The organism is Paenibacillus whitsoniae, from assembly GCF_003955665.1.
GTDB classification, from domain to species: domain Bacteria; phylum Bacillota; class Bacilli; order Paenibacillales; family NBRC-103111; genus Paenibacillus_E; species Paenibacillus_E whitsoniae.
Window position 1 is genome coordinate 15601 of sequence record NZ_RXHU01000030.1, and the last position, 23640, is coordinate 39240.

General features: G+C 52.2%; 18 protein-coding genes and 1 pseudogene. 10 read left to right on the top strand and 9 right to left on the bottom strand.

The window, feature by feature from the left end; translation table 11 throughout:
- Positions 1-539 precede the first annotated feature (539 nt).
- Positions 540-1805: an IS110 family RNA-guided transposase gene (locus tag EJQ19_RS11555; protein ID WP_126141379.1), complete on the bottom strand. Its 1266-nt coding sequence runs from the start codon at positions 1803-1805 to the stop codon at positions 540-542.
- A gap of 144 nt (positions 1806-1949) precedes the next feature.
- Between EJQ19_RS11555 and hemG the strand changes: the two genes are divergently transcribed.
- Positions 1950-3368 (top strand): protoporphyrinogen oxidase, encoded by a 1419-nt coding sequence (gene hemG, locus EJQ19_RS11560; RefSeq protein ID WP_126141380.1) that lies wholly within the window; start codon positions 1950-1952, stop codon positions 3366-3368.
- On the opposite strand, the gene EJQ19_RS11565 is transcribed toward hemG, so the two are convergent.
- Both EJQ19_RS11565 and EJQ19_RS11570 read right to left on the bottom strand, forming a co-directional pair.
- Positions 3365-3928, bottom strand: a complete 564-nt coding sequence (locus EJQ19_RS11565; protein ID WP_420901672.1) for a DUF420 domain-containing protein — start codon at positions 3926-3928, stop codon at positions 3365-3367. The genes hemG and EJQ19_RS11565 overlap by 4 nt on opposite strands.
- A 193-nt stretch (positions 3929-4121) precedes the next feature.
- Entirely contained in the window at positions 4122-5828 is a 1707-nt protein-coding gene (locus EJQ19_RS11570; protein WP_126141381.1) for a glycoside hydrolase family 2 protein, read from the bottom strand.
- Positions 5829-5948: 120 nt separating this feature from the next.
- Between EJQ19_RS11570 and EJQ19_RS11575 the strand changes: the two genes are divergently transcribed.
- The 6 genes and pseudogenes from EJQ19_RS11575 (at position 5949) to EJQ19_RS11595 (ending at position 11871) form a co-directional block, all read left to right on the top strand.
- Positions 5949-6785: an AraC family transcriptional regulator gene (locus EJQ19_RS11575; protein WP_126141382.1), complete on the top strand. Its 837-nt coding sequence runs from the start codon at positions 5949-5951 to the stop codon at positions 6783-6785.
- A 33-nt stretch (positions 6786-6818) separates the two neighbouring features.
- Positions 6819-7310: a CYTH domain-containing protein gene (locus EJQ19_RS11580; RefSeq protein ID WP_126141383.1), complete on the top strand. Its 492-nt coding sequence runs from the start codon at positions 6819-6821 to the stop codon at positions 7308-7310.
- Positions 7311-7409: 99 nt separating this feature from the next.
- Positions 7410-7592: pseudogene (locus tag EJQ19_RS33045) on the top strand (YiaA/YiaB family inner membrane protein); the annotation flags it as partial.
- Between the two features lie 57 nt (positions 7593-7649).
- Positions 7650-7892, top strand: coding sequence for a YiaA/YiaB family inner membrane protein (locus EJQ19_RS33050; protein ID WP_420901674.1), 243 nt, complete (start codon positions 7650-7652; stop codon positions 7890-7892).
- Positions 7893-8101: 209 nt separating this feature from the next.
- Positions 8102-8515: a hypothetical protein gene (locus EJQ19_RS11590; protein ID WP_126141385.1), complete on the top strand. Its 414-nt coding sequence runs from the start codon at positions 8102-8104 to the stop codon at positions 8513-8515.
- A gap of 65 nt (positions 8516-8580) precedes the next feature.
- Positions 8581-11871 (top strand): response regulator, encoded by a 3291-nt coding sequence (locus EJQ19_RS11595; RefSeq protein ID WP_126141386.1) that lies wholly within the window; start codon positions 8581-8583, stop codon positions 11869-11871.
- 144 nt (positions 11872-12015) lie between these two features.
- Here EJQ19_RS11595 and EJQ19_RS11600 read toward each other — a convergent pair whose 3' ends face one another.
- The 4 genes from EJQ19_RS11600 to EJQ19_RS11615 all read right to left on the bottom strand — a co-directional run bounded on the left by EJQ19_RS11600 (position 12016) and on the right by EJQ19_RS11615 (position 16367).
- Positions 12016-12870 (bottom strand): SDR family oxidoreductase, encoded by an 855-nt coding sequence (locus tag EJQ19_RS11600; protein ID WP_126141387.1) that lies wholly within the window; start codon positions 12868-12870, stop codon positions 12016-12018.
- Positions 12867-13961 carry a mannonate dehydratase gene (gene uxuA, locus EJQ19_RS11605; protein WP_126141388.1) on the bottom strand — a complete coding sequence of 365 codons (1095 nt, stop codon included), beginning with the start codon at positions 13959-13961 and terminating at the stop codon, positions 12867-12869. The genes EJQ19_RS11600 and uxuA overlap by 4 nt, the downstream gene beginning before the upstream one ends.
- Before the next feature lie 18 nt (positions 13962-13979).
- The gene (locus EJQ19_RS11610; RefSeq protein ID WP_126141389.1) at positions 13980-14657 is read right to left on the bottom strand and encodes a GntR family transcriptional regulator; all 678 of its coding nucleotides are present in this window, start codon (positions 14655-14657) and stop codon (positions 13980-13982) included.
- Between the two features lie 507 nt (positions 14658-15164).
- Positions 15165-16367, bottom strand: coding sequence for a ParB/RepB/Spo0J family partition protein (locus EJQ19_RS11615; RefSeq protein ID WP_241242856.1), 1203 nt, complete (start codon positions 16365-16367; stop codon positions 15165-15167).
- A gap of 164 nt (positions 16368-16531) precedes the next feature.
- On the opposite strand from EJQ19_RS11615, the gene EJQ19_RS11620 reads away from it, so the two are divergent.
- Positions 16532-18832: a putative bifunctional diguanylate cyclase/phosphodiesterase gene (locus EJQ19_RS11620; protein ID WP_126141390.1), complete on the top strand. Its 2301-nt coding sequence runs from the start codon at positions 16532-16534 to the stop codon at positions 18830-18832.
- A 112-nt stretch (positions 18833-18944) separates the two neighbouring features.
- On the opposite strand, the gene EJQ19_RS11625 is transcribed toward EJQ19_RS11620, so the two are convergent.
- Both EJQ19_RS11625 and EJQ19_RS11630 read right to left on the bottom strand, forming a co-directional pair.
- On the bottom strand, positions 18945-19751 hold the full coding sequence (locus EJQ19_RS11625; protein WP_126141391.1) for a histidinol-phosphatase: 807 nt from the start codon (positions 19749-19751) through the stop codon (positions 18945-18947).
- Positions 19752-19817: 66 nt separating this feature from the next.
- Positions 19818-20720, bottom strand: a complete 903-nt coding sequence (locus tag EJQ19_RS11630) for a LysR family transcriptional regulator (protein WP_126141392.1) — start codon at positions 20718-20720, stop codon at positions 19818-19820.
- 263 nt (positions 20721-20983) lie between these two features.
- Between EJQ19_RS11630 and EJQ19_RS11635 the strand changes: the two genes are divergently transcribed.
- Together EJQ19_RS11635 and EJQ19_RS11640 are read left to right on the top strand one after the other, a co-directional pair.
- On the top strand, positions 20984-22510 hold the full coding sequence (locus EJQ19_RS11635) for an MDR family MFS transporter (protein WP_126141393.1): 1527 nt from the start codon (positions 20984-20986) through the stop codon (positions 22508-22510).
- A gap of 12 nt (positions 22511-22522) precedes the next feature.
- Positions 22523-23104 (top strand): PadR family transcriptional regulator, encoded by a 582-nt coding sequence (locus EJQ19_RS11640; RefSeq protein WP_126141394.1) that lies wholly within the window; start codon positions 22523-22525, stop codon positions 23102-23104.
- The last annotated feature ends 536 nt before the right edge of the window (positions 23105-23640 follow it).

Here is a 23640-nt window from a genome sequence, read left to right on the forward strand (position 1 = left end):
GGTTATTTCCATTCAAGTAACGGAAATTTAACGTGGAAGGTGCTTGCGATTCATCCGCTCGTACATAACGTTTTCTGCCGCGAGGTTAACTGGTTAGCCATCCATTAAACTTGGCTTATAGTGATGGTAATCATACCAGAAACCTGCGTGGATATGTTAAACTCCCTCGGTATGATTTAATTTCCTCACGCAAGCTCGTCTATTCGCAGGATTTCATCCTTTAGGTTTCGATGCTGAATGAAAAGGAGCGAGATATATTTAGGGTGTTTCGTTAAAAGGGCATGCGGGAATAGAGGTGGAGTTGAATCACCCAGTTCATTCCAATTACTGCACGTATTCTCCACGGTGCCCTTAGCGATTTTCACTCCCATGTCTCGACGGGTCAATAGCCCTTTCATTCCTTCGTCACATCTATCTAAGGGGTGGAGGTCGGTCTTTCTAACGGAATGGGTCGGAGCCCTTTTGTTTAACGTATCCCGATACTCCGTGCTTTCTTTGTCTCCTGCGAATACGCCAACTTGCGTGAGATAAGGTTTATGTTAAGCTGCTAATGCAAAGATTTTATCGGGTTTGTATGCGACATCACTACGAGCCATTCCTACTAAGAGTCGAGCTAGCTTACCACATAGCTTCATGATAGACTTCATCTTTTTAAGCTTTTTCACCTGAACATTGTAGTGGTGTAAGGCTTTAAATTCTTGGTTACTCATGACCATGCACATCGTAATTAAATAGAGAAAGTGACGTAGCCGTGGACGGCCTCGTTTACTGAGCTTCAGTTGTCCCTTCCATTTACCCGAGCTTGCTTCGGTTATATTAAGTCCTGCATGACGGAGTAGAGCGTTCCCGTGCGCATAACCTCGAAGATCTCCAGACTCTCCTAAAACACCAGCTAGAGCAATTGCACTTATTCCAGTAATGGCAAGGATTTTGCCTGAGTAGGGGATACGTTCAACAACGTCTTTGTCTTCTTTTTCGATCCTCTGCAGTTGTTTAGTGGCTAAGTCGTGCTCCTCTAGGAGCTGCTCTAGATGGAGCTTGTAAGCATGTGTTGCCTGCCTAGATCCAACCGTTTTCTTGGCCAGATCGATGAGTAGATGAGCTCTACGCACACCTGAATGCCGTTTCATTGATTTCTGCCATCCTTTAATGACATCGTCAGGACTTAGTTTACATAGCTCAGCTGGGAGCGGAAATAGCCGAAGGGTTAATAGTGCACCTTTGCAAGTTAAGATCTTAAAAACTTGTCTCAGTTCAGGAAAGACAATGTCGACCCAGCGGTGGATCTGGTTAACGGCACTTACGAGTCTTTTAACGACCGTTTCTCGGTTAGCCATAAGCACTCGTAGCTCCTCGTATTCGGAAGAATGGAAGCGGACAGGGGAGTAGTAGCCGTTTTTCACCATGTCGGCAATAACTAAAGCATCTTTTTTGTCGCTTTTAGAGCGTGTGTTGTCGCGGTTTTCTTTATTCTTTTTAACTAGATGAGGATTAACAAGTACGGCTTCAATGGCTTTGTTTTTGAGCCACCCGGCAAGGCTTAGCCAGTAATGGCCAGTCGGTTCCATACCAACGATTACTTTGGACAGTTTGTAAGAAGCCAACAAGTCACGAATCCATCGATCGAGGGAACTAAAACCTTCTTCGTCATTGCTGAACTCTAATGGATGGCCGAGTGCAACACCGCGAAAGTTAACCGCTCTAGCGACATGGGCTTCCTGAGCAATGTCTACACCTATAACCAGATGATGAGTGGTAATGTTTTCAATAAGTTGATTTTGCTTATCTTGTGCTTTAAACTTCATGATAGAGCGTCCTCCTGGAGATGGAATTTAAGGGCTTTTGACCCGTTGCGTACTTCCATCGTACCGAGGCGCTCGTTTTTTTACAAAGCTGAAATTTATCCATCTACAGGAATCTAATGGGAACTAAACCATGAGGTGTTGAATTTGAAAACAATTATTGTGATCGGTGGCGGCATTACCGGGCTGTCGGCTATGCATGAATTTTACAAATGGAGGAAGACAACCGGAGCTGCGGTCAGGCTTTTATTAATTGAGGCGACGGCACAGTTAGGCGGTAAGATTCAAACCGTCAGGCATCAACAATTCGTGATGGAGGCCGGGGCGGATTCCATTGTAGCGCGAAAAATGGACGACATGGATTTGATTGAAGAACTGGGCTTGAAGGATGATGTGGTCTATAACGCGACTGGACGCTCCTTCATTTACGCGGATGGACATCTGAAGCCGATTCCGGACGACGCGGTGTTCGGCATTCCGGCAAGCATCGAGTCGCTCGCTAAGAGTACACTCGTCTCGCCACAAGGCAAAGTTGCAGCGCTGAAAGATTTATATACGAAAAATGAGACGTTTACGAAGAATGATTCTGTCGGCGCGTTTCTGGAGTATTTTCTCGGAACCGAGCTAGTCGAGAAGCAAATTGCTCCCGTCCTTTCCGGGGTCTATTCAGGGAATTTGAGCGACTTGACAATTGCCTCAACACTACCTTTCTTGATCGATTATAAGGAGCAATATGGAAGCATTATTAAAGGGCTCGAAGCAAATAAGCAGAAGTTTAGGATTGGTGAGAAGAAGTTTTTCTCGCTGAAAAACGGTCTGGGCTCGCTAATTGATGCCTTTCAAGCGGGTCTAACCGAAGATCTGCTGTTAAACACTAAAGTCTCCAGAATTGAAAAGGACAATGGCCGGTATCACGTGCACTTAGATGATCAGGACATGATCGAAGCGGATTATGTTGTACTAAGCATTCCGCATACTGCAGCAGAACCGATTCTTAACGATCCCTGCCTTACGGAGCAATTCTCGGGATTGAAAAGCAGCTCGCTCATCAGTGTATATATCGGATTTGACGTGCCCGATTCAGTGCTCCCTGCCGATGGAACGGGATTTATTACTGCGACGACCGATGAATTATTCTGCAGCGCTTGTACGTGGACAAGTCGTAAATGGGAGCATACGTCCAAGTCCGGAAATTTGCTCGTCCGCTTATTTTATAAAAGCAGCCATCCTTCGTACGCTACAATAAAGGATTTTAATCACGATGGTTTGCTAAAGGTAGCGCTCAGCGATATTGAGAAGGGGCTTGGAATTACCGCCGAACCTGTCGTTAACGAGATCACCGACTGGACTGGGCAAATGCCAATTTATTCGATTACCCATCCACAAAGCATCCATGCGCTTGAAAGCATCATGGCAGATGTATTCCCAGGCATTATCCTTGCCGGATGCTCTTATTATGGAGTAGGGATCACGGACTGCATGAAGAACGGGGCCGATTCGGCAAGAAAAATCATTGATTTATTGAAGGAAGACTATTCTCCAACCAATAAAATAGATTCCCATTAATAATAAGGTTCCATCAATAAAAACACGACAACTCCGGTTAAGCTGACATATAGCCAGATCGGCATCGTCCAGCGGACAATTCTACGATGTTTATGCAACTGGTTCGTCCATCCCCATACGAGTGAGAACAGGGCGAGCGGCACGATAATTGCAGCCAGAATGCTGTGAGAAATCAGAATGAAAAAATAAATCGGCCGGATCATGCCCTCACCACCGAACTTCGAGGTCTCCAAAGACATGTAATGGAACGTTAAGTAGGAGACAAGAAACAACAGGGTAGAAGAGAAGGCTGCGAGAATGAACCCTTTGTGAAGTTTTACGTTTTTCCTAAAGATTGCAATCAAAGCGGCTAGCAGGAAGATGAAGGTGAAACTGTTCAACAGCCCGTTGATTCTTGGAAAGATGGTAAGGTCAAAATTGATTTCGCCCTTGTAGCCAATCGGTGAGAAGAACAAGAGTAAAATAATGAAATTTGCAACCAATGAGATCGTGACGATGGCAGCCGTATAATTTTTGTTGCTAGCTTGCCTTGGTGTATGGTGGTTTTCGCTCATGTTCATCCGCAAATCTCCTTTCCTATCACATGGTATTGGCTTCATTATAAGCGGATTTTGTCCAACAGCAATCAGACGTTAATGTCAAATTAGCAAAAACTTATTGACAAATTATCGTCCATACCTGTAGTTAAAGATGAATAACTTATCGGTAAAAAGACAGTAAACCCCCAGGCCATCCGGCCTGGGGGTTCTCTCACTACCGCTCGCCGCGGTAAATCTCGCGTACCAAGCGGTAAGCGAGCTTCGGCTTGCGATACTCGTTCAGCAAGCCTTTGTTGTTAAAGCTCCGCGCCCGATCGCGGAAATAACCGCGGTCGCTGCGCACGTCAACGCGGATGTCCGCGAAGTGCCAGATCAGCGTGCCGCAGATGCGCGGATCGTCGCGGAAGATACGCAGCGCCTGGGTAACGACGTCGGCCTGGTAGTCTTCGCTGAACAGGCGCGGCTCCCAGCCGGCGTCACCGAAGATGCCCGCGGCGCCGAATTCGCTCATGATGACCGGCTTGCCGCCTGCGCCCTGTTGCTCAGCCTGCTCGAAGAACTTCTCCAGCATCCCCTTAAACCCGCTGACATTCCCTTCGTACCAGCCGTAATATTTGTTGATGCCGATGACGTCAAAATACGAGAGCACGATGTCCTCCACGGGATGCATCGTTGCGTACGTCACTGGCCGCGTCGCATCCAGTTCCCGGATGGTGCCGACGAACGCTTTGGTCAGCTCGACCGCTTCTTGCGAGCGGGTGTCGATCTCGTTGTGCGCGCCCCAGAAAATGATGGACGGGTGATGGTAATCCCGGGTGATCATCTCCTTCAGCATGTGCACGCCGCGCTCGATGAACAGCGGACTGGCCAGTGTCTCAAGGCTCATGAAGCAGCCCCACATCGGGATCTCGCTCCAGAGCAGCAGGCCGTGCTCGTCGAGCAGGTCGATCCAGAACTGGCTCTGCGGATAGTGGGAGCCGCGAACGATGTTGCAGCCGAGATCCTTCAAGATGTCGATGTCCTTGAGCATAAGCTTCGGAGGGAAGGCAAACCCCCAATCCGGATGCTCCTCATGCCGGTTCACGCCTTGCATGTACAGCTTGCGGCCGTTCAGCAGCACGTCGCGGCCGTGCACTTCGATCGTCCGGAAGCCTGTCCGGTCGATATAATCGTCTCGACCTGCCACGGCGGTGAAGGTATACAGTTCCGGCGAATCAACGTCCCAGCGAAGAACGCCTTCCAACCGCCCCTTCAACGCTACCGTAGATGAACCGCCTGCCGGGACGCTCACACCTTCCGCCGCGAGCGCAAGCCCCTCAGCCGCCACGCGCACATCTACGCTGGAAGACTCGCTGCTCAGCGAGTTCAGCTTCACTTGCAGCGTCACATCCGCTGCGTCACCTTCCAGACGATAGTCGATCCGGAACTGATCGATATACACATCCGGCAGCACTTGCAGCTGAACCGGACGCATGATGCCGCCGTATGAGTGCCAGTCCGCCACATCGGTCGGAAGTGTCTGCCAATCCACGGTGCTGTCGACGCGAACGACCAGTTCATGCGTCCCTGCAGCTAACTGAGGCAAAACAAAATCGAACCCGGTAAAGCCGCCGAAATGATACCCCGCATGCATACCATCGATATACACATCGGCATGATGCAGAACGCCTTCAAACACCAATCGAATATTCCCGGTCTCAGCCAAATTGAACGTCGTGCGGTACCAAGCCGCACCGATGTAATCGTATAAGCCTATTTCATTGTTCCAACAGGAGGGGACAACGATTTTTCTCCCACCGGAAGGGAAGCGGGAAGCCCAGCCCTCGGCCTCGCCCCGTTTATCGGGATCAGTGATAAAGTCCCAAACGCCGTCCAGAGAACAGGTCTGACGCTGATGATGCTGCTGAAAAGTACGTGCCACGAGAAAAAGCCCCTTTCATGTCTGTTTCGATAAGCGTATCATAAGAGAAGAGAGAGATTGTATGGCGAAACCATTTCTATTTTTGTCAAAATCGCTTTGCAAGAAGGTGCATAAAGAACGATGAATCACTACCGGATTTACCATCACCGGCTATCCTACGAAAAGCTCCCGGTGCCAGGCTGGAAAGACATCCGCAATACGACGGATGTGCATTCCCTCTACTGGATCCAGAGCGGGGAGGGCGAATTCGTTCATAATGAAGATGAAGAGGCGCCATTCTCTGTTCAGGCCGGAGACCTGATCTACTTGAAGCCAGGGTTTACACTGACGATGGCATCGTCAACCGAGAAGCCGCTATGCATTCGGATGCTGCTGTTCGATTGTTTGGACGTCCCGTTCGACCATCATGCGTGGCATAGACCTCAAGGTGTCGCGGAACTGCCGCTGCCATTCCACAAACGGTTCTCGCCGGAGCAAGCGGTCTGGTTCGAAGAACAGTTCGGGCGCATCTGGACGCTGCGAAGCCGAAACCCGCAGGAGAAGCAAGCGGAATTCCTGCATCGATTGACGCAGTTAATCCGCACGCTGCAGGAAACGGACGAAGCGCAACTTGATCCCTACGTACGCGCCTACAATACGGCCAAGCAGCGAATCGAGACGAGCTATCACTTGCCGCTCAAGCTGGAGGAGCTCGCCAAATCCCTGCATATCTCCGTGTCGCAGCTGCGCAAGCTGTTCATCCTCAACCTGGGCCTGTCACCCAAGGCCTACCTCAATAAAGTGCGGAACGAGCATGCCCGGACGCTGCTCCTACTGACCGATGAACCGATGAAAGCGATCGCGGAGGCGTGCGGCTTCGCCGACGAATTTCATTTTGGGAAAATGTTTCGAAGCTGGAACGGCGTCTCGCCGGCACGCTACCGCGCCCGCAGCAAACATGGTACAATGGCGGAATGACAATTGTTCACACGAAGGGAGCCCACATGAACCATGGGAGCGGAAATTGAAAGAAAATACTTGCTGCCATCCTTTCCGGAGGCGGAACTGGCCGATAACACACTAAAGCGGGTATCCAAACAATACATTTACCAGACGTACCTGGCGTTCTCCGAAGATCAGGAGATTCGCGTTCGCAAACTGGTGGATCCGACAGGCGAAAAGCATTTTACGCACACCTTCAAATCCGGTCACGGCATGATGCGCGAGGAAGTGGAATACAGCATCACCGAGCCGATCTATGATCAACTCCTGGCACGCTCAGGACTGATTCCGCTGGAAAAAATCCGGACGACGCTGGAAGCGGACGGCCATACGTATGAAATTGACGAGTATAAGCAAATCGATCTGATGGTCGTCGAAGTGGAATTCCCGGACCTGTCAGCCGCGGAGGCTTTCACACCGCCGTCCTGGTTTGGCCGCGAACTTGGGGTCGAGGAAGAATTCCGCAACAAAACGATGTGGATCAAGCTGCAGGAGCGCTGAGCCGACAGACAAGGTACTACGGAAAAATAAGCCTTTTCAGCAAGGATGGGGTACGTTAAGATACATGTAAAAGATTCCAATCTCTAGGGGGAACCGCTCATGTATCCGAAATACCAAAAACGCAATACGTCGGCTTTTACCGCAGCTTCTTATTTTGCCCTTGCCGCAGGCATATTCCTGTACTGCATCGGGATCTACAATGCGGACTGGGAGCTTAACGTCAAAGGTTATTATTTGCTGTGCATGTTCCTTATTATTATCACGTGCATCGTGACGCAAAAGGTTGTGCGGGACAACAATGAGGATAAAGAGCTGCGCCTCGACAATCCGAAGCACCGGATGCGGAACACGATCGCTTTTACGGGCATGGCGTTCGCGGGCTTGGTGATCGGGTTTGCGATGTTTTTCATCGGCCTGTTCAATGCGGATTTTGACCTAAATGTTAAAGGGTATTACATCGCCGTCATGCTTTTAATTGCTTACAGCTCCATCGGTGTGCAAAAGGTGACGCGAGACAACGCCGAAGACAAAGAGATTCTGGAGAACTTGAATCAATCGAATAATTCCCACTATAACGGCTGATCCCCCGTTTCCGTACCCGCCTAACAGGCGGGTTTTCTTTTTGCCGCACACCGCCCCTTCCTAACATTTCGCCTTCAAGTGTTTTAAAACATTAGCAAATTATGAAGAAAAATCATGTAAATCTAAAACTCCCCGAGGAAGTTTTACAACATTTTCCACGTACGATGAAAGCAATAGGAACGAACTTTGAAGGAAGAGTGAGGTTATCGATGAGTCTTATTCATTTCTATCGCGAACAGTTTCTCGAACTCAGCGCGCAATTTGAGCCGGTATGGGAAGAAGAGCTCTTTTACAACTTTGGGTACCGTTGGTTTTCGCATATGCACAGCGGGATTAAAGAGAGTTTTCAGATGTCCGGCGGGAAGCGGGGAGCGCTGCATGTGATGTATGCGATTGAATTGCCGAATTGGTATAAGAGAACGAATCTCTGCGATGAAATAAAGAACATAAAGTCTCCTTATGAGGTTTCGTTATATATGCTGATGGATAAAATCCTGATTACGTCTTCCGATTCGTTTGAGCATCTGCAGATTACATCGCTGGGCTTCGTTAATCAGGCACGGGCTGAAATTACCGATCTTGTTTTCTCGGCGATTGAGAAAGTTGAATGTGGAACGAGGTAGACCGTACGATATGTGACACTTATAATAATAGGGGAGGCATGATGGCATTCGACAGGGGGTAATTGATGGTTAGGGATTTGGTGAACAATTTTTCGATTCTGGCTGTATTTATTTTTGTGTCCATGCAAGTCTTCTATTCGGCGCGTGTACAAGCTTCGGCCAAATGGAAGCAGCAAGTCGGCCTGGGACTGGTCCACGGGTTGTTCGGCACCCTGCTGGCCTATCTTGGCGTCGTGGTTTCGTTCGGGCACATTATGGATTTGAAGGCCATTGCCATTATTATGGCCACATTCATGGGCGGAGCGCCAGCCGGACTCATTGCAACAATCACGATCATCGTCGGTCGTTTTGTTATGGACCCCTCCTCCCTGCTGCGGGTTGCGATTCTCGGTTTTCTGATTTTTGCAGGGTGTATCATCATTGATGCGGTTGTGAAATCGTACTGGAAAAAATGGGTGCTGCTGACGCTGTGCCCGATCGTTGTACTGTTTGTGGATATGACCGTTATTTTCCACGTCCCATTTCAAGAGCTTGTGCTGCCCATGCTGCTGCTGCATGCGGCGGGCGGCTTGTTCGCAGCCGGGCTGATTCGGTATTTTTTGCGTGCCGAGCAGCTGAAGCGTCAGGTCGTTTATGCCCAGCAGGAGCTGGTTGAGGTACTTCGCATGCAGCCGGGCCTCACGTTCAAGCTGGAGTGTATTGACGGCGATCCGGTGTACACCATGATAGACGGGCAATTATTGACGCAGCTCGGTCTCCAGCCGGTCGATTATTTGCACAAAAAGGTGGAACATCTGCCACACTTTCCCGAAGAGACTGCTTCTTTTTTAAAGGAAAAATATGAAAAAGCGATCCGGGGAGAAGCGGTCGTTTATGAGACGGATTTTCGCGGACGCACGCTGCTGACGACGCTGCAGCCGGTGAATAACGGTGGCAAGGTGGAAGTCATCATCGGTTCCACGACGGACATTACGGAGCGGAAAGCGGCGGAGCTGCTCATTCAGGAGAGTGAAGAGCGCTATCGCATTCTAGTGGAAAATTCGCATGAGGGCATCATGAGTTTCACGACGGAAGGCGTGCTTGCCTCCGTTAACGTTTCGGCGCCATTTATGAAGTACACCAGCCTGGAACGGCTGATCGGAAAGCGCTTGTCGGCGCTGCTGCAGCCTGATGAGCGATTGATATGGGATAAGAACTTCAATGAAGCGCTGCAGAGCGATCATAATGTGCCATTTGAACTGAGCGTTCTTTTCAAGGATGGAATTACCCGCAACTATCATATCACACTGTCGGCGTATCATCATGCGGACGGGCGTGTCAAAGGAATTGTAGGCACGGTGCATGATCTTACCGAGGTGCGCATGCGGATGGCCGCCGATCAAGCGAATCAGGCCAAGAGCCAGTTTATCGCAAAAATGAGCCATGAAATCCGCACGCCACTCAACGGTATTATCGGACTTACGCAATTGCTCGGCAAAACGCCGCTTTCCGTTCACCAGAGAGATTACTTGAACAATATCACCTATTCCTCGCAGACACTGCTCGGGATTATCAACGATGTGCTCGATTTTTCTAAAGTTGAAGCAGGCAAAATCGAGGTCGAGCGGATCAGCTTTGATCTGGACGAGATGCTCAAAGAGCTTTCCCGCGTATGCAGCGTGCTCACGGAGAGCCGTCCGATTGAGCTGATTTTCAGCACGGCGGCGGGGATGCCAAGACATGTGCTCGGCGATCCGCTGCGGCTTAAGCAGGTGCTGCTCAACTTATGCAGCAATGCTATCAAATTTACGAGAACAGGCTACGTGATGCTTCAAGTTGAGCTGGCCGAGCCCGCCGCCCATTTCGCAGGTGACATTCAATTGACCTTCAGCGTGGTCGACTCGGGGATCGGGATTTCGGCGGATAGACTCAATGTGATTTTCGAACCGTTCTCTCAAGCGGCGGGATCCACAAGCCGGGAATATGGGGGGACAGGCCTCGGTCTGACGATCAGCAAACATTTGATCAGTCTGATGGGCGGCGATCTGCAAGCGGAAAGCGTCATTGGGCAGGGCAGCCGGTTCTCGTTTACGTTGCCGTTTCAGACTGTGGTGCCGCACGATTTGGAGGATTGGACGCTTGGCCCTGACGAGCAGCCGGAGTTGTATCGCGTGCTGCTCGCTGAGGATCATCCCTTGATGAGCGGGGCTTTGCAGGACACGATGGAATCGTTCGAGATGGTGGTTACGGCCGTATCCTCATGGTCGGCGTTATCTCAAAAGCTTATGGAGGCGGAAGAGGGACGGGAACGTTACGATTGCCTGCTCCTGGATATGGAATGTGACGATATGTACGGCGTAGAGACGTGGCAATCGTTTCTGCAAGGGCTTAACCGTGCAGCCAGCAAAGTGATCTGTTTGACTTCATCGATGGGCAAGGAGGAGCTTCTGGGACTGTCAAAAGCCGAGTGGCCGGATGCAATTCTCGTCAAGCCGGTTTCCCGATTGGAGCTTCATCAGACGCTCGCGGCTCTATTTCACCCGAAGGATGCCGAACCGATGGAGAACAGCGGCAAGCTGCCTGCTCCGATATTCGAGGGCAACCAAACCGTTTCGCTTCTATTGGTCGAAGACAATGAGATCAATCAGCAGGTTGCCAAAGAATTGCTGGAAGAGCGCGGTTACCGCGTGGCAATCGCGGACAACGGCCAGGCGGCGATTGAGCTTTTGGAACATGGCGATTTCTCCCTCGTGCTAATGGATATTCATATGCCGATGATGGACGGTGTGGAAGCGACGAAATATTTGCGCCAGACAGCGCAATTTGCCGGACTGCCGATTATCGGATTGACGGCCAATGCGGCCAAGGAAGATCACGAATATTATTTGCAGATCGGGATGAACGACGTCATCTCCAAGCCGCTCGACGTGAAACAGCTGTACAGTGCTGTAAACAAGTGGAGCGGACAAACTCACGCATCGGGCGCGGCAGCTGACCGAGGGCTGGAGCCGGAGCCGGGCAGTTACTACAAAGGTATTGCCGCCATTGATTGGCGGGAGGCGCTTGCCCGCGTCGAAGGCAAGGTGAGCATTCTGACAACGATGCTGGGCATGTTCAAAAAGAATTACGCGGACTTCGCCGAGCAGCTCCTCATTCAGCATCATCGGGGAGACGAGGCTGCAGTCAAACGCGCCGTGCACACGCTCATCGGCGTGGCTGGCAGTATTTCCGCCGGGCGGCTGCGCGAGGCGGCGCTGGCGCTTGAGCAGCAGATTCTGCAAGGCGAGAATCTGCTGGAAGGGCTGGCGCAGGTTGCGGACGAAATTGTGCGCATTACGGTGCACATTCCGGACGAGCCTGCGGTCGTTGCGGAGTAGGCGGGGATTCGTCAGGCAAGCGGTGCTGGACGAGCCACGCGATTCTGAGGCGGCCTCCGGCAACGCCACAAAGCAAAATAAAAAGCAGCATTCAAGGACGATCACGTTCAGGAATGCTGCTTTTTTTGGGGTAGGAAAGATCGCTTACACGCCGGAGTAAGCCAAAAAACCGCCGTCCACCGGCACGGTCGTTCCGGTCACAAAGCCGGACATGTCGCTGTCGGCCAGCCACAGCAGCGTGCCGAGCAGATCCTCCGGATTGCCGAAGCGGCGCATCGGCGTGTGGGAAATGATTTTGTGCGACCGTTCAGTCAGCGAGCCGTCTTCCTTCTTCAGCAGCTTGGCGTTTTGCTCCGTCACGAAAAAGCCTGGGGCGATCGCATTGACACGAATACCGCTTTCCGCCAGGTGTACGGCCAGCCATTGCGTGAAGTTCTCGATAGCCGCCTTGGCGGCGCTGTACGCGGGCACCTTCGTCATCGGCGACGGCGCGCTCATCGACGAGATGTTAATGACCGTCGCGCCGGCTCTGCCGTGCATCGATCGGGTGAACACCTGCGTCGGTATTAGCGTGCCGACGAAGTTCAGATCGAGCACCTGGCGGAAGCCGCTGATGCTGAGGTCGTAGAAGGTCTGCACGTCGGGATTCGCCAGATCCTCCAGCTTAAATGTTTCATTCGTCGTATTCGCGCTCGGATGATTGCCGCCTGCGCCGTTAATAAGGATGTCGCACGTGCCCAGCCGCTCGGTCACTTCCGCCGCCGCTTTTGTCACGCTCTCGGCATCCGTTACGTCGCAGGATACCGCAATCGCTTTGCCCCCGGCCGATTCAATCTCGGCTGCAACGGCAAGCCCTTTCTCCAGCGTGCGGTTCAGAATCGCCACTTGGGCACCCTGTCTCGCCATTTCCAATGCCATCACTCGGCAGAGCACGCCTGCGCCTCCGGTGATAACGACAACTTTTTCTAGTAAGGATGGAAAATTCGTTAATGGACTCATAAGCTTGCGTCCGCTCCTTTCGTGGCTGCTGCGTGCTGTTTTTGATGCATATCCCACAGTCCCCATAAGTACATGATGCCGAGCGCGCGGTCATAGAGGCCGTAACCCGGACGGCAGTGCTCATCCCAAATATGGCGTCCATGGTCGGGACGGCAGAAGCCTTCATACTGATGCTGCGACAGCGCCTCGACGATGCCCGCCATATCAACGGTGCCGTCTTGCGTCCGGTGCGACGTCTCAATAAAGTCGCCATTCTCGTACACCCGCACATTGCGCAGATGAGCAAAAGGAATGCGCTCCGCAAACTCATGCACCATCGCGACGATATCGTTCGCCGGATTCGCGCCGAGCGAGCCGCTGCAGAGCGTCAGGCCGTTGTACGGGCTGTCGTGCAACGCGAGGAAACGGCGAATATTCGCTTGGCCCGTCATGAGGCGGGGCAGACCGAACACCGACCACGGCGGATCGTCCGGATGTATAGCCATGCGAATATCGTTGGCAGCGGCGACAGGAATAATCTCGTCCAGGAAATATTTGACGTTCGCCCATAACTGCTCCTCCGTCACGCCCTCATACGCCTCAAACAGTTCCGTCAAACGCGCCAAACGCTCCGGCTCCCAACCCGGCATCGAGAAGCTGGGGTCCGCATTAATGCGCTGAACGTGCTCCTGCAGGTCGAGCCCGGCGATTTTGTCTTTTTCATAAAAGAGGGCTGTAGAGCCGTCCTCCAGCTCCTTGTGCAGATCCGTCCGCACCCAGTCGAAGACCGGCATGAAATTGTAGCAAATGACCTTGACGCCGACTTTGGCAAGCTTTTCGATCGTCTTGATATAATTCGCGATGTACTGATCCCGGCTCGGCAGTCCCAGCTTAATATCCTCATGGATGTTCACGCTCTCCACGACCTTGATATGCAGGCCGGCCTGGTCCGCCTCCTCCTTCACTTGCAGAATGCGGTCCATTGGCCACTCCTCGCCGACCGGCACATCGTGCAAGGCCCAGACGATGCCTTCGACCCCGGGAATTTGCTTGATCTGTTTCAGCGTAACGGTATCATTGCCTTCGCCAAACCAACGGAATACCATCTTCATCGTTGTCCATTCGCCTCCTTACTTGAAATAGGTTGGAAACTTCTCTTTTAACATGGCCTGATCGGCGACACCGACCTGCAAATGCTCGCGAAGGAGGCGATCTGCGGCGTCCGGCTGCTTCGCATCAATAGCATGGAGCATCTGTTGGTGCTGCTCGTGCAGCGCCTCCCAGTGATGATCCGTGGCCAGCCGCAGCATGCGGATCCGGTTCAGATGCACGTTCACCTGCTGGATAACCGCCCATGTGTTCATTTTGCGGCAGCCTTCGAAAATCGCGCGGTGAAACGCCTCGTCCAGCTCGAACATTTGCTTGTAGTCATGCTGCTCCATGCAGGCTTGCTGCATCGCCAGATTCGTCCGCAGCGCTTGCAGCTCCGCCGCCGGGAAGTGCTCGCAGGCTGAGCGGAGCACCGCCGCCTCGAGCTGCTCGCGGATGAAACGGGCTTCATCGACGAGCGCCAGATCAATGAGCGAGACGATCGTCCCGCGCTGCGGATAAATGTCGAGCAGCCCTTCCTGCGACAGCTGCACAAAGCTTTCTCGTACCGGCGTCCGGGAAACGCCGAAAGTGAGCGAGATTTCCTTCTCGGAAATCGCTGCGCCCGGCAACAGCTCGAGGTTCAGGATCTGAGCCTTCAGCGCTTGATAGACCGCATCCCGCGTCGAGCTGACCGAAGGTCTTTGGAATTGATTCATGGACACACTCCTTGGGTTAGTGGTGATACGATTATACGACCATACTACCATACTTGTATGGTAGTATGGAAGTGGGCGAAGCTGCTTATTTCACGAGCCCGTTATGGTTGAACAAGCTAATTCCTGCAAAAATGCAGACATTGTCAGCAAAAATGATGTTATCTGCAAAAAACCTGCAATCCAGCAGGTTTTTGAGCCGAATCCGTTCGAAAAGAGGATTACCGCCAAACATGCCTGCCTTATCGCAGGTATTTCATCGAATCCGCAGGGGATCGCGGAATATTCCTGCGGATTTGCAGGCATTGCGGGGAATGGGGAGGCCACCGACCTGCGAGGCTGGAAATTTCGCCTCAGCTGTCATTGGCTCAAACAGCCATGCACTCCCGGCTGCGAGGCTCCCTTCGTGCGATGGGCCTATTGCGCATGCCTGGGCCGGCGCGCAAATGCAAAGAAGGCGCCCCCCAGAACCGATCTTGGATCGGTAGGGGACGCCTTCTGCGTCAAAACCTATTGTGCAGCCGCCAGCGCCTGCACTTTTTTCAAGGCGTCCAGCTGCTGCTCCAGCTGCTGGACGAGGACGTGCAGGTCCCGTGCGAACGCCGCGTCGGCTTGCACGGCTCGGGCCATGCCCGCCAGCTGCGCTTCGCCGGCTGGCAGGGCCGGCAGCGCGCTCAGCAGCCGCTGGAGCGCGCCTGCCAAAGCCGCCGCCGGCTCGGCCGCGGCGCTCGCCCCGGCTGCAGCGGGCTGCGCCGCCGCTGCGTCACGACCGGCTGCCTCCGCAGGAGCAGCCGCCCCCAGCGCGCCTTCACCCGCAGGTGAAGGCGCAGCAACCGAAGCCGCGCGCTCCGCCGGCGCGGCCACAGCCTCTACACGCGCAGTTTCTGCGCGCGTGCTTTCCTCCGCGGCCCGCGCAGCCTCCGCCCGCGCGGCCTCCTCGCGCTCCTGCGCAGCGAGCGCCTTCTCCGCCTTCTCCGCGGCGGCTTTGGCCCGCTCGGCGCGGTTGCTCTGCATGACCGACCACGTCTCGATGAGCTCCGGGCCGGATTTGAACAACAGCTTGCCTTTCATGCTGTCGGAAATGTCCTTATCTTTGAACATTTTCGCGATTTTTTTCACGTCCGGCACCGACAGCGCGTCCCGCGCGGCCGTGAGCGCCAGCGCATCGCGGAACTCGACCGCCACGTCCTTGAGCGGCAGCAGCTGGTCTTCCGTCAGCTTGTCCTTGCGAATTTCGGTGCCGCTGACGATCATCTTTTTCACGGCGCTGCCGAATTTCAGCAGTTCGCACTTATTCTTAATATAAGATTCGGGCTTGCCGAGCTTGCTGGACAAGAATTTAAGCGAAGAGTTGAACTTGGACTCATGCATCAGCTTATGAAAAGCTTCCGCCTCTTCAATCGGCGAGAACCCTTGACGGGTCAAATTTTCTGCGATCTGCTCCAGATAAATTTCCATTTCATCGGTCACCGTCGACACAATACAAGGGATCGTCGGTTTATTCAACATCAGGCTCGCCTTATAGCGGCGATTGCCATAAATGATTTTATAACGGCCGTCCGGCGTCTTTCTGACCTTGATGGGGGACAGCAGGCCGATTTCCTCGATGCTTTTCATTAATTCCTCGAGCGCTTCCTCATCGAACTGGTAGCGGGGCTGGTCCGTGTCTTCGTCAATCAAATGCATCCCAATGTGCTCAATATCCATCGTCATGTCTCCATTCGTTCCTAATCTCTGACTCTATTATATATGAAGCTTCCAGATGTGGGAATGCGGCGCAAATTCCAATAAAAAACGTTGCATGGAACCCGAATGAAAGGAATAATAGAAGGAGGTGTCGAAATTTGACACAAGTTGCAGAGCAGGGGGGGAACTCAATGTTAAAAAAAATGCAATACACGCTGCTTTCCCTCATCTTCGTCGTTGTTTTGATTTCCTCGGAATTCGTCCTTCATGCATATAGAACCTCTCTGCTGCACGAATTGCGGGTGACGGAAGAGGTGCAGCTTTCGGCGAAGGCCGTAGCGTTGCAATCCGTCATCGACCGGAACTTCAATCTGATCGTCAGCCTGGACGCTTATGTGAGCGCCAATTTCCTGAAAGATGTGACCGACCGCCAGGTGAACGACTACATCCGGGCGCTGTACCAGGGTGGACAGGCGTCTGCGCTCAATCTCATTATCGCCCCGCGCGGCATTATGAAATATGTGTACCCGTTGGAAGGCAATGAGAACATTATGGATTGGAACCTGCTGACGGATCCTCGTCCACTTGTGCAAACCCAGGTGGAACGGGCGTTGGAACTGAAAAAAATGACAACGGACGGCCCATTTAACTTGCGTCAAGGGGTGAATGGTATTGTTGCCCGCAAGCCGCTGTATCAGGACCAAGTGTTCTGGGGCTTTGTCTCGGTAGCGATGAATGTGGAACAACTGCTGGACGAAGCAGGCATCAATGATGGGAAATCAAGCGGACTGCAATTGGCGCTGCGCAATCCGGGGCTGCCGGCTTTTTATGGAAGCAATGACTTATTCGGTCCGGATGCGTTAGTAACGGACGTCGATTTGCGGGATGCCAAATGGGAAATGGCCGCCGCGCCTTCGCTCGATGCGATCAGCTCCATCAACAACCAGGTTCAGATTATTCGGCTCGCGGTGCTGCTGACCATGTTGCTGACTCTCATTTTTATCCTGTACATACTTCGGCAGCGGGACCGACTGAGCCATGCGGTTCTGGAACGTACACAGCAGCTACAGACCGCAAACGAAGATTTGACCGCGGTAAACGAAGAACTGCTGGCCGGTCAACAGGAACTGCAGGAATCTGCCATTCGCATGCAGGAATCGGAGCACATGCTCTCTTATTTGGCATATCATGACGTACTGACGGGTATTCACAACCGGGCCTATTTTCAAATGGTGCTGAAAGAGCAGATTGTCTACAACGAAATTAACGGCAGTATGCTGGCCGTGATCTTTTTCGATCTCGATAATTTTAAAATGGTCAACGATTCTCACGGCCACCACATGGGCGACCGCATGCTGCAAGAAGTGGCGAATCGCGTGCAGCACGCCAATCTTGTCTTCCATACATTTGCAAGGTTCGGCGGCGATGAATTTGCGATCCTCCTTGAACACGTTGAGGGGGAGCAGGATATTCGGGCATTTTGCGAATCCTTGATCGATGTGCTGAAACCGCCGTGCTTGCTCGGAAACCGGGCCTTTTTTATCAACGCCTCGATTGGGATTGTGCAGTACCCGCATGGCGGATTGGCATGGGAAACGCTGCTGAAGAATGCGGACATTGCCATGTATATGGCCAAAAAAGAAAGCGGCAGCTCCTACAGCTTCTTCGACCAGGAAATGGCGAAGCAGTCGATGGCGAAGCTCGAGATGGGCAACCATCTGCGGCAGGCGGAAGAGCGGGGCGAGCTGGAGCTCGTGTATCAACCGCAAGTGGACTGCCTGCGAGGGGAAATTGTTGGCGCCGAGGCGCTGCTTAGGTGGAATCATACGACAAAAGGATACGTGTCGCCTGCGGAATTTATCCCACTCGCTGAGGAGCTCGGCTTGATCGTCGCGATCGGCGAATGGGTGCTGCGGGGCGCTTGCCGGCAGATGAAAGCTTGGCACAGCGTCATGAGCGAGCCCTTGACGATAGCCGTCAATATTTCGGTCAAGCAGTTGAATGATGATCGCTTTGTCGAGAAACTGGTTCATATCTTGGAGGAAACTGGCCTTGAAGCCAAGTATTTGGAAATCGAAATTACCGAGAATGTGGCGATGCAGGAAGCCCAGATCGGCACACTGCTTAAGCTGCGGAGCTTGGGCGTGTCGATCTCCGTGGATGACTTCGGCACCCATTATTCGTCCCTCAGCTATTTGAAGCGGTTCCCGGTGACCAAAATCAAGCTCGATCAATCGTTTGTCCGCGGCGTTCAGACGGATATCAAAGACAGAGCGATGATTAAAGCCATCATCTCCGTCGCCAAAGCGTTTCAGCTTCAGGTTATTGCCGAAGGGGTGGAAACAGAGGAACAGACGGGCTTCCTCGTATCGAACGGGTGCAGTCACGTGCAGGGCTTCTATTTCTTCCGGCCGATGAAGGCGGAGCAGTTCACGGAGGTCACGCAAGAAGAGTTGTGCGTCAAGCTAGCGTTTCTACGCTCTTCCTCATAAAAATGTTTAACATGCTAATTCAACTGAAACAGCGACAGTATCGAGGACTTTATTCGTGTCCTCGGCTGTCGCTGTTTTCATTTTTATTCGTCGGTTTGCTATCATTCATTCTTTACAGAGGAACAATCTGCTTTTCTTTGTTTTGAAAATACACCCAATGCTTGAAGCCGATGTCTTTCAACGTGCTTCGGACTTCCTCCCAGTCGTCCGCGACACGGCTAGGGATATGCGCGTCCGAGCCGAACGTCACCTCGACGCCGTAATGAAGCGCGCGCTCCAGCATCGCATGCGACGGATACCAGCCGCCGACATCTTTCGTTTTGCCGGACGTATTGATTTCGATAGCTACGCCGGCTTCGCCAATAATTTGGAGGGTCTCGTCAACCTTCGGCGTCTGGATGTCGGAGAAAGCCGGGTAGAAGCCTTTCATCGCATCGATATGGCCGAGGATCTGGAACATGCCGGAGCGGGCGGATTCTGCGATCAAGCGGTAGTATTCTTCTTTGTGAGCCACTTTCTCGGCGTCATTCAGATGCTTCCAACGATTGCGATTGAAGATCGAGACACCACCGGACAAGTGGACGGAGCCGATAATGTAGTCGAACGGATATTTCGCATACTCCTGGCGGTATACATCCGCATGCTCAGGGAAAAAGTCCGATTCTACACCGAGCAGCACGGTAATTTTCGAGGCGTACTCCTTCTTAAGCTCCAACACCTCCGCGACATAGCGAGGGAATTCGCTTTTCGCCATGGCAATCAGGGGCTGTGCATGATCCTCAGGGCTTCCAAAATACGGGGAATGGTCCGAAATGCCGATCACCTGCAGCCCGGCAGCAATCGCCGCTTCAATATAGTCGCGAATACGGTCTTGCGCGTGTCCGCATCTGTCATGATGCGTATGTAAATCGAATTTCATCGAGAGAGACCTCCTTAAGTATCTGCATATGGGTTGAGCCCGAGACCTGGTTAGGCAGGCGGCCTGCTATTCCGAGCCCAGAAATTGCGTTTCAGGCATGCCTTTCAAATCGCTGAGGAACTGCTGCATGGCAGAGTTCAAGTATCGGCCCGATTTATATACTACGCCGACCGGATGAGTAATATCCAGTTCATTCACTTTCACCATTTTCAAAGAGCCGTGCCGAATTTCATCCATCACCGACAGCTTGGAAATAATCGCGACGCCGAGGTTCAGCTCAACCATCCGCTTCACTTCCTCGCTGGAGGAAAGTTCCATAACAATGTGCGGTGTTACGTCATATGTTTTAAAAATTTGGTCGACAAAACGCCGACCCGCCGTTTCAGGCGAGAGCATGATGAACGGAATGTTGCGCAGCTTCTCGATCGACAGATGGGTAAAACGGCTGAGAGGATGCTTGGTTGAAACGATCAGCTCAAAATTGTCGTAATACAGCACCGATGTCTCCAACGCCGGATTTTTCTCGAACAAATACGCGATGCCAATATCGATCTGGCTGCTTTCGACCGAGGTCATGATCTGCGAGGACGTCATGGAATGTATCGTCGTTTTGATGAGTGGAAATTGATCTTGAAAATAGGAGAGCACGCGAGGCAAAATTTGCATCGCAATCGAGGTTGTCGTGCCGATGTGGATATGGCCCTGCGGTGTTTGCTGCAAGTCGCTCAAGCGCTGCTTCAAATCCCCGGCAATCCGGAGAATTCTCTCCGCATGCTCCAGAAACAGCTTGCCGCTGTCCGTAAGTGTAACCGGCTGATTGCGATCAATAAGTATCGTACCGAATTCGTCTTCGAGACTTTTGATCTGGGCGGACACGGCAGGTTGGGTCAAATTAAGAATCTCCCCAGCTTTGCGGAAGCTCATCGTCTTGGAAATCGTGAGCAGCGTCTCCAACTGGTTCATATTCATGGGCATACCTCCTGCATTGTCAAAGTAAGATATTACAAATAAAATTTATCGAAATTGTAAAGGACATAAAAACCTTTTGTTAACCTTATTATATGATAGCGAATGGGCGGTGGCAACCTTCATGGATAATTGTGGGGGAGGGAACGCATGCTACGGAATGAAAGCCTGGAACAAAAATAGCAGTCGAAATTTAACTTGCCCTATATTCAAATTTGAATATAATAATTTGTGTATTATACCACAAACATAAGGAGATTTCACGTATGTCTACCGCGCGCAAGTCTAATACGACCGTCACCGTTGTTGCGTTGATGCTCGGACTCCTGCTGGCTTCCCTCGATCAAACGATCGTGTCGACGGCCATGCCGACCATCGTAGCGAAGCTCGGAGGCTTTAGCCAGTTCGTCTGGGTGTTTTCCGCCTATTTGATCGCGAACGTGGCTGCCATGCCGATATTCGGCAAATTGTCGGATATGTACGGCAGAAAATTGTTTTACCTGATCGGGATTATCATCTTTATGATCGGGTCCGCACTTTGCGGAACGTCGACGTCCATGACGCAGCTTATCGTGTATCGCGCGATTCAAGGGATCGGCGGCGGGGCGTTAATGCCGATTACGTTCGCCATTATTTTTGATATTTTCCCTCCAGAGAAGCGCGGTAAAATGCAAGGCTTATTCGGAGCCGTATTCGGTTTATCAAGCGTACTCGGCCCGATTATCGGCGCTTACTTTACGGATCATGTCCGGTGGGAATGGATTTTCTTCATCAACCTGCCGCTTGGCATTGTTTCGCTGCTTTTGATTATTTTCACGTACCATGAATCTGTGGAACACAGCAAGGCGCGAATCGACTGGGGCGGCACCATTATGCTTACCGCAGCGATTCTTTCCCTGATGTTTGCACTCGAGCTTGGCGGCAAGGAATATGCCTGGGATTCCTGGCAAATTATTGGGCTCTTCGTCGGTTTCGTCGTGCTTCTGCTGGTCTTCCTGCTGATTGAGCGGAAAGCGGCAGAGCCGATCGTCCCTCTTGACCTGTTCAAAAACCGCTTGTTCACCGCAAGCATGGGTGTCAGCTTTGCCTACGGCGCCGTTTTGATTTCCGCCGGTACGTATATTCCGCTGTTCATTCAGGGCGTGTTCGAGGGCTCTGCGACCAGTTCGGGTTCGATCTTGACTCCGATGATGCTGGGTGTCGTCGCTTCCAGCGTGATCGGAGGACGGTTCCTGGGACGCTACTCGTTCCGTAACATTATGCTGGTCGTCGTAACGATTCTGATAGTGGCGACATCCTTGCTGGGCAGCATTTCGATCGATTCGAAGCGCAGCATGATCACGATCTACATGATTCTCATGGGGCTTGGCATCGGTGCCGGCTTCCCGATTACGTCCATGTCCGCGCTGCATAAAATGGATTTCCGCCGCCGCGGCACGGTTACGTCGCTGGTCAGCTTCTTCCGTTCCGTCGGTTCGGCGATCGGCGTTGCGATCTTCGGCAGCATTCAGATTAACTCGCTGAAAAGCAACATCACCGCTTCGCTGAATGACCCGTCGATGGCCGAGAAGTTCCATGATGCGCGTGCACTGCTGCAGCCGGAAGTACGGTCCCAAATCCCGCAGGATGTCCTCCACAAGCTGCTGACAGCTCTTGCAGATTCCATTGCCACCGTGTTCCAGACAACAATCGTACTTGCGGTCCTCGGCCTTGTTTTCATATTATTAATGGGGAATGCAAGGATCGAAGCGGGGAAAGCCCCAGTGAAAGGGAGCGCACCTGCAGGACACTAGGAGGCTGTTTCCATGTCGATGAAGCTCGTCATACTTGGATTACTAATGGAAACCAATCGGCATACCTACGATATTCGTCAAACGATGAAAGAACGCGGCATGCACAACTACATGAAGCTCCAAGACGGCTCGCTCTACTATGCGATGGATCAACTGCATAAAGAGGGGCTTGTCGAAGCGCTGGAAGTGGTACGGGAAACGAATCGCCCGGAAAAAACGATTTACCAAATCACCGACGCAGGTCGCAGAAAATTTCAGGATTTGCTGGCGCACCAGCTTCATGAATCGATTAGGCACTATCACCCGCTCTACGTGGCACTGCCGTTCACCGTCCACGGCGATCAAGCGAAAATTGCCAACATTCTCGAGCATAAAATCCTGGCGCAAAAAATGCTCATGACGAAAATGCGCAGCCTGTACGACGAACACGTCGGCGTCGTGCCGCGCGTCATTCTGCAAATGCTGGTCGGCACCTACAAGCGTGCATTTGCCGAACTCCGCTGGCTCGAACAACTCCAGAAGGATGCTAGAGAAGGTCGCCTGCAAGAGCGGGACGACCAAGGACTCGATGTCGATTGGGATCGCATCGAATAATGTGTCATACCCCCTTGTCCTCTGCGATGTATTCGCGGGAGATCAGGGGGTATTTTTTTGTGCTGTGAGTCGAATGCCGGGGAGGGGCACGTCACAGCATAGCGGCCTGCCCTGCTATCCTGCACCTCTGCAGCGCGCGCTGTTCCTTGCAGATACCACAGAATGTGCCCGGTGTTAATTCGTGACTCTAGAGTCAGTACCTCGCAAACTTTCTCGTTCCCAAGCCTTTTTTCCGTTTCTCCGTACAACACGTATTTTCAATCCCGACTCACTTGCAGATACCACAGAATTTGTTTTGACAGCATAGGGGCACTCGCCCCATGCTTCTTCTCCGCTCGAGTTCACCGTGCATTCCCTGATAAAGTTGTAGAAATCACAGAAGTTGCTTTGATACCGAAGCTTAACCCTCAAGCTAATGCCATGCAACCGAGTGTTCCAGTAACTGAACGTCAATAAGTGGCTTGTTACCGTGGGGTGGGGAAAGCACATAAGAGTTGGAGGAATGAGGGGGGCGTAGGGAAGTAGCTTGTTGTTTG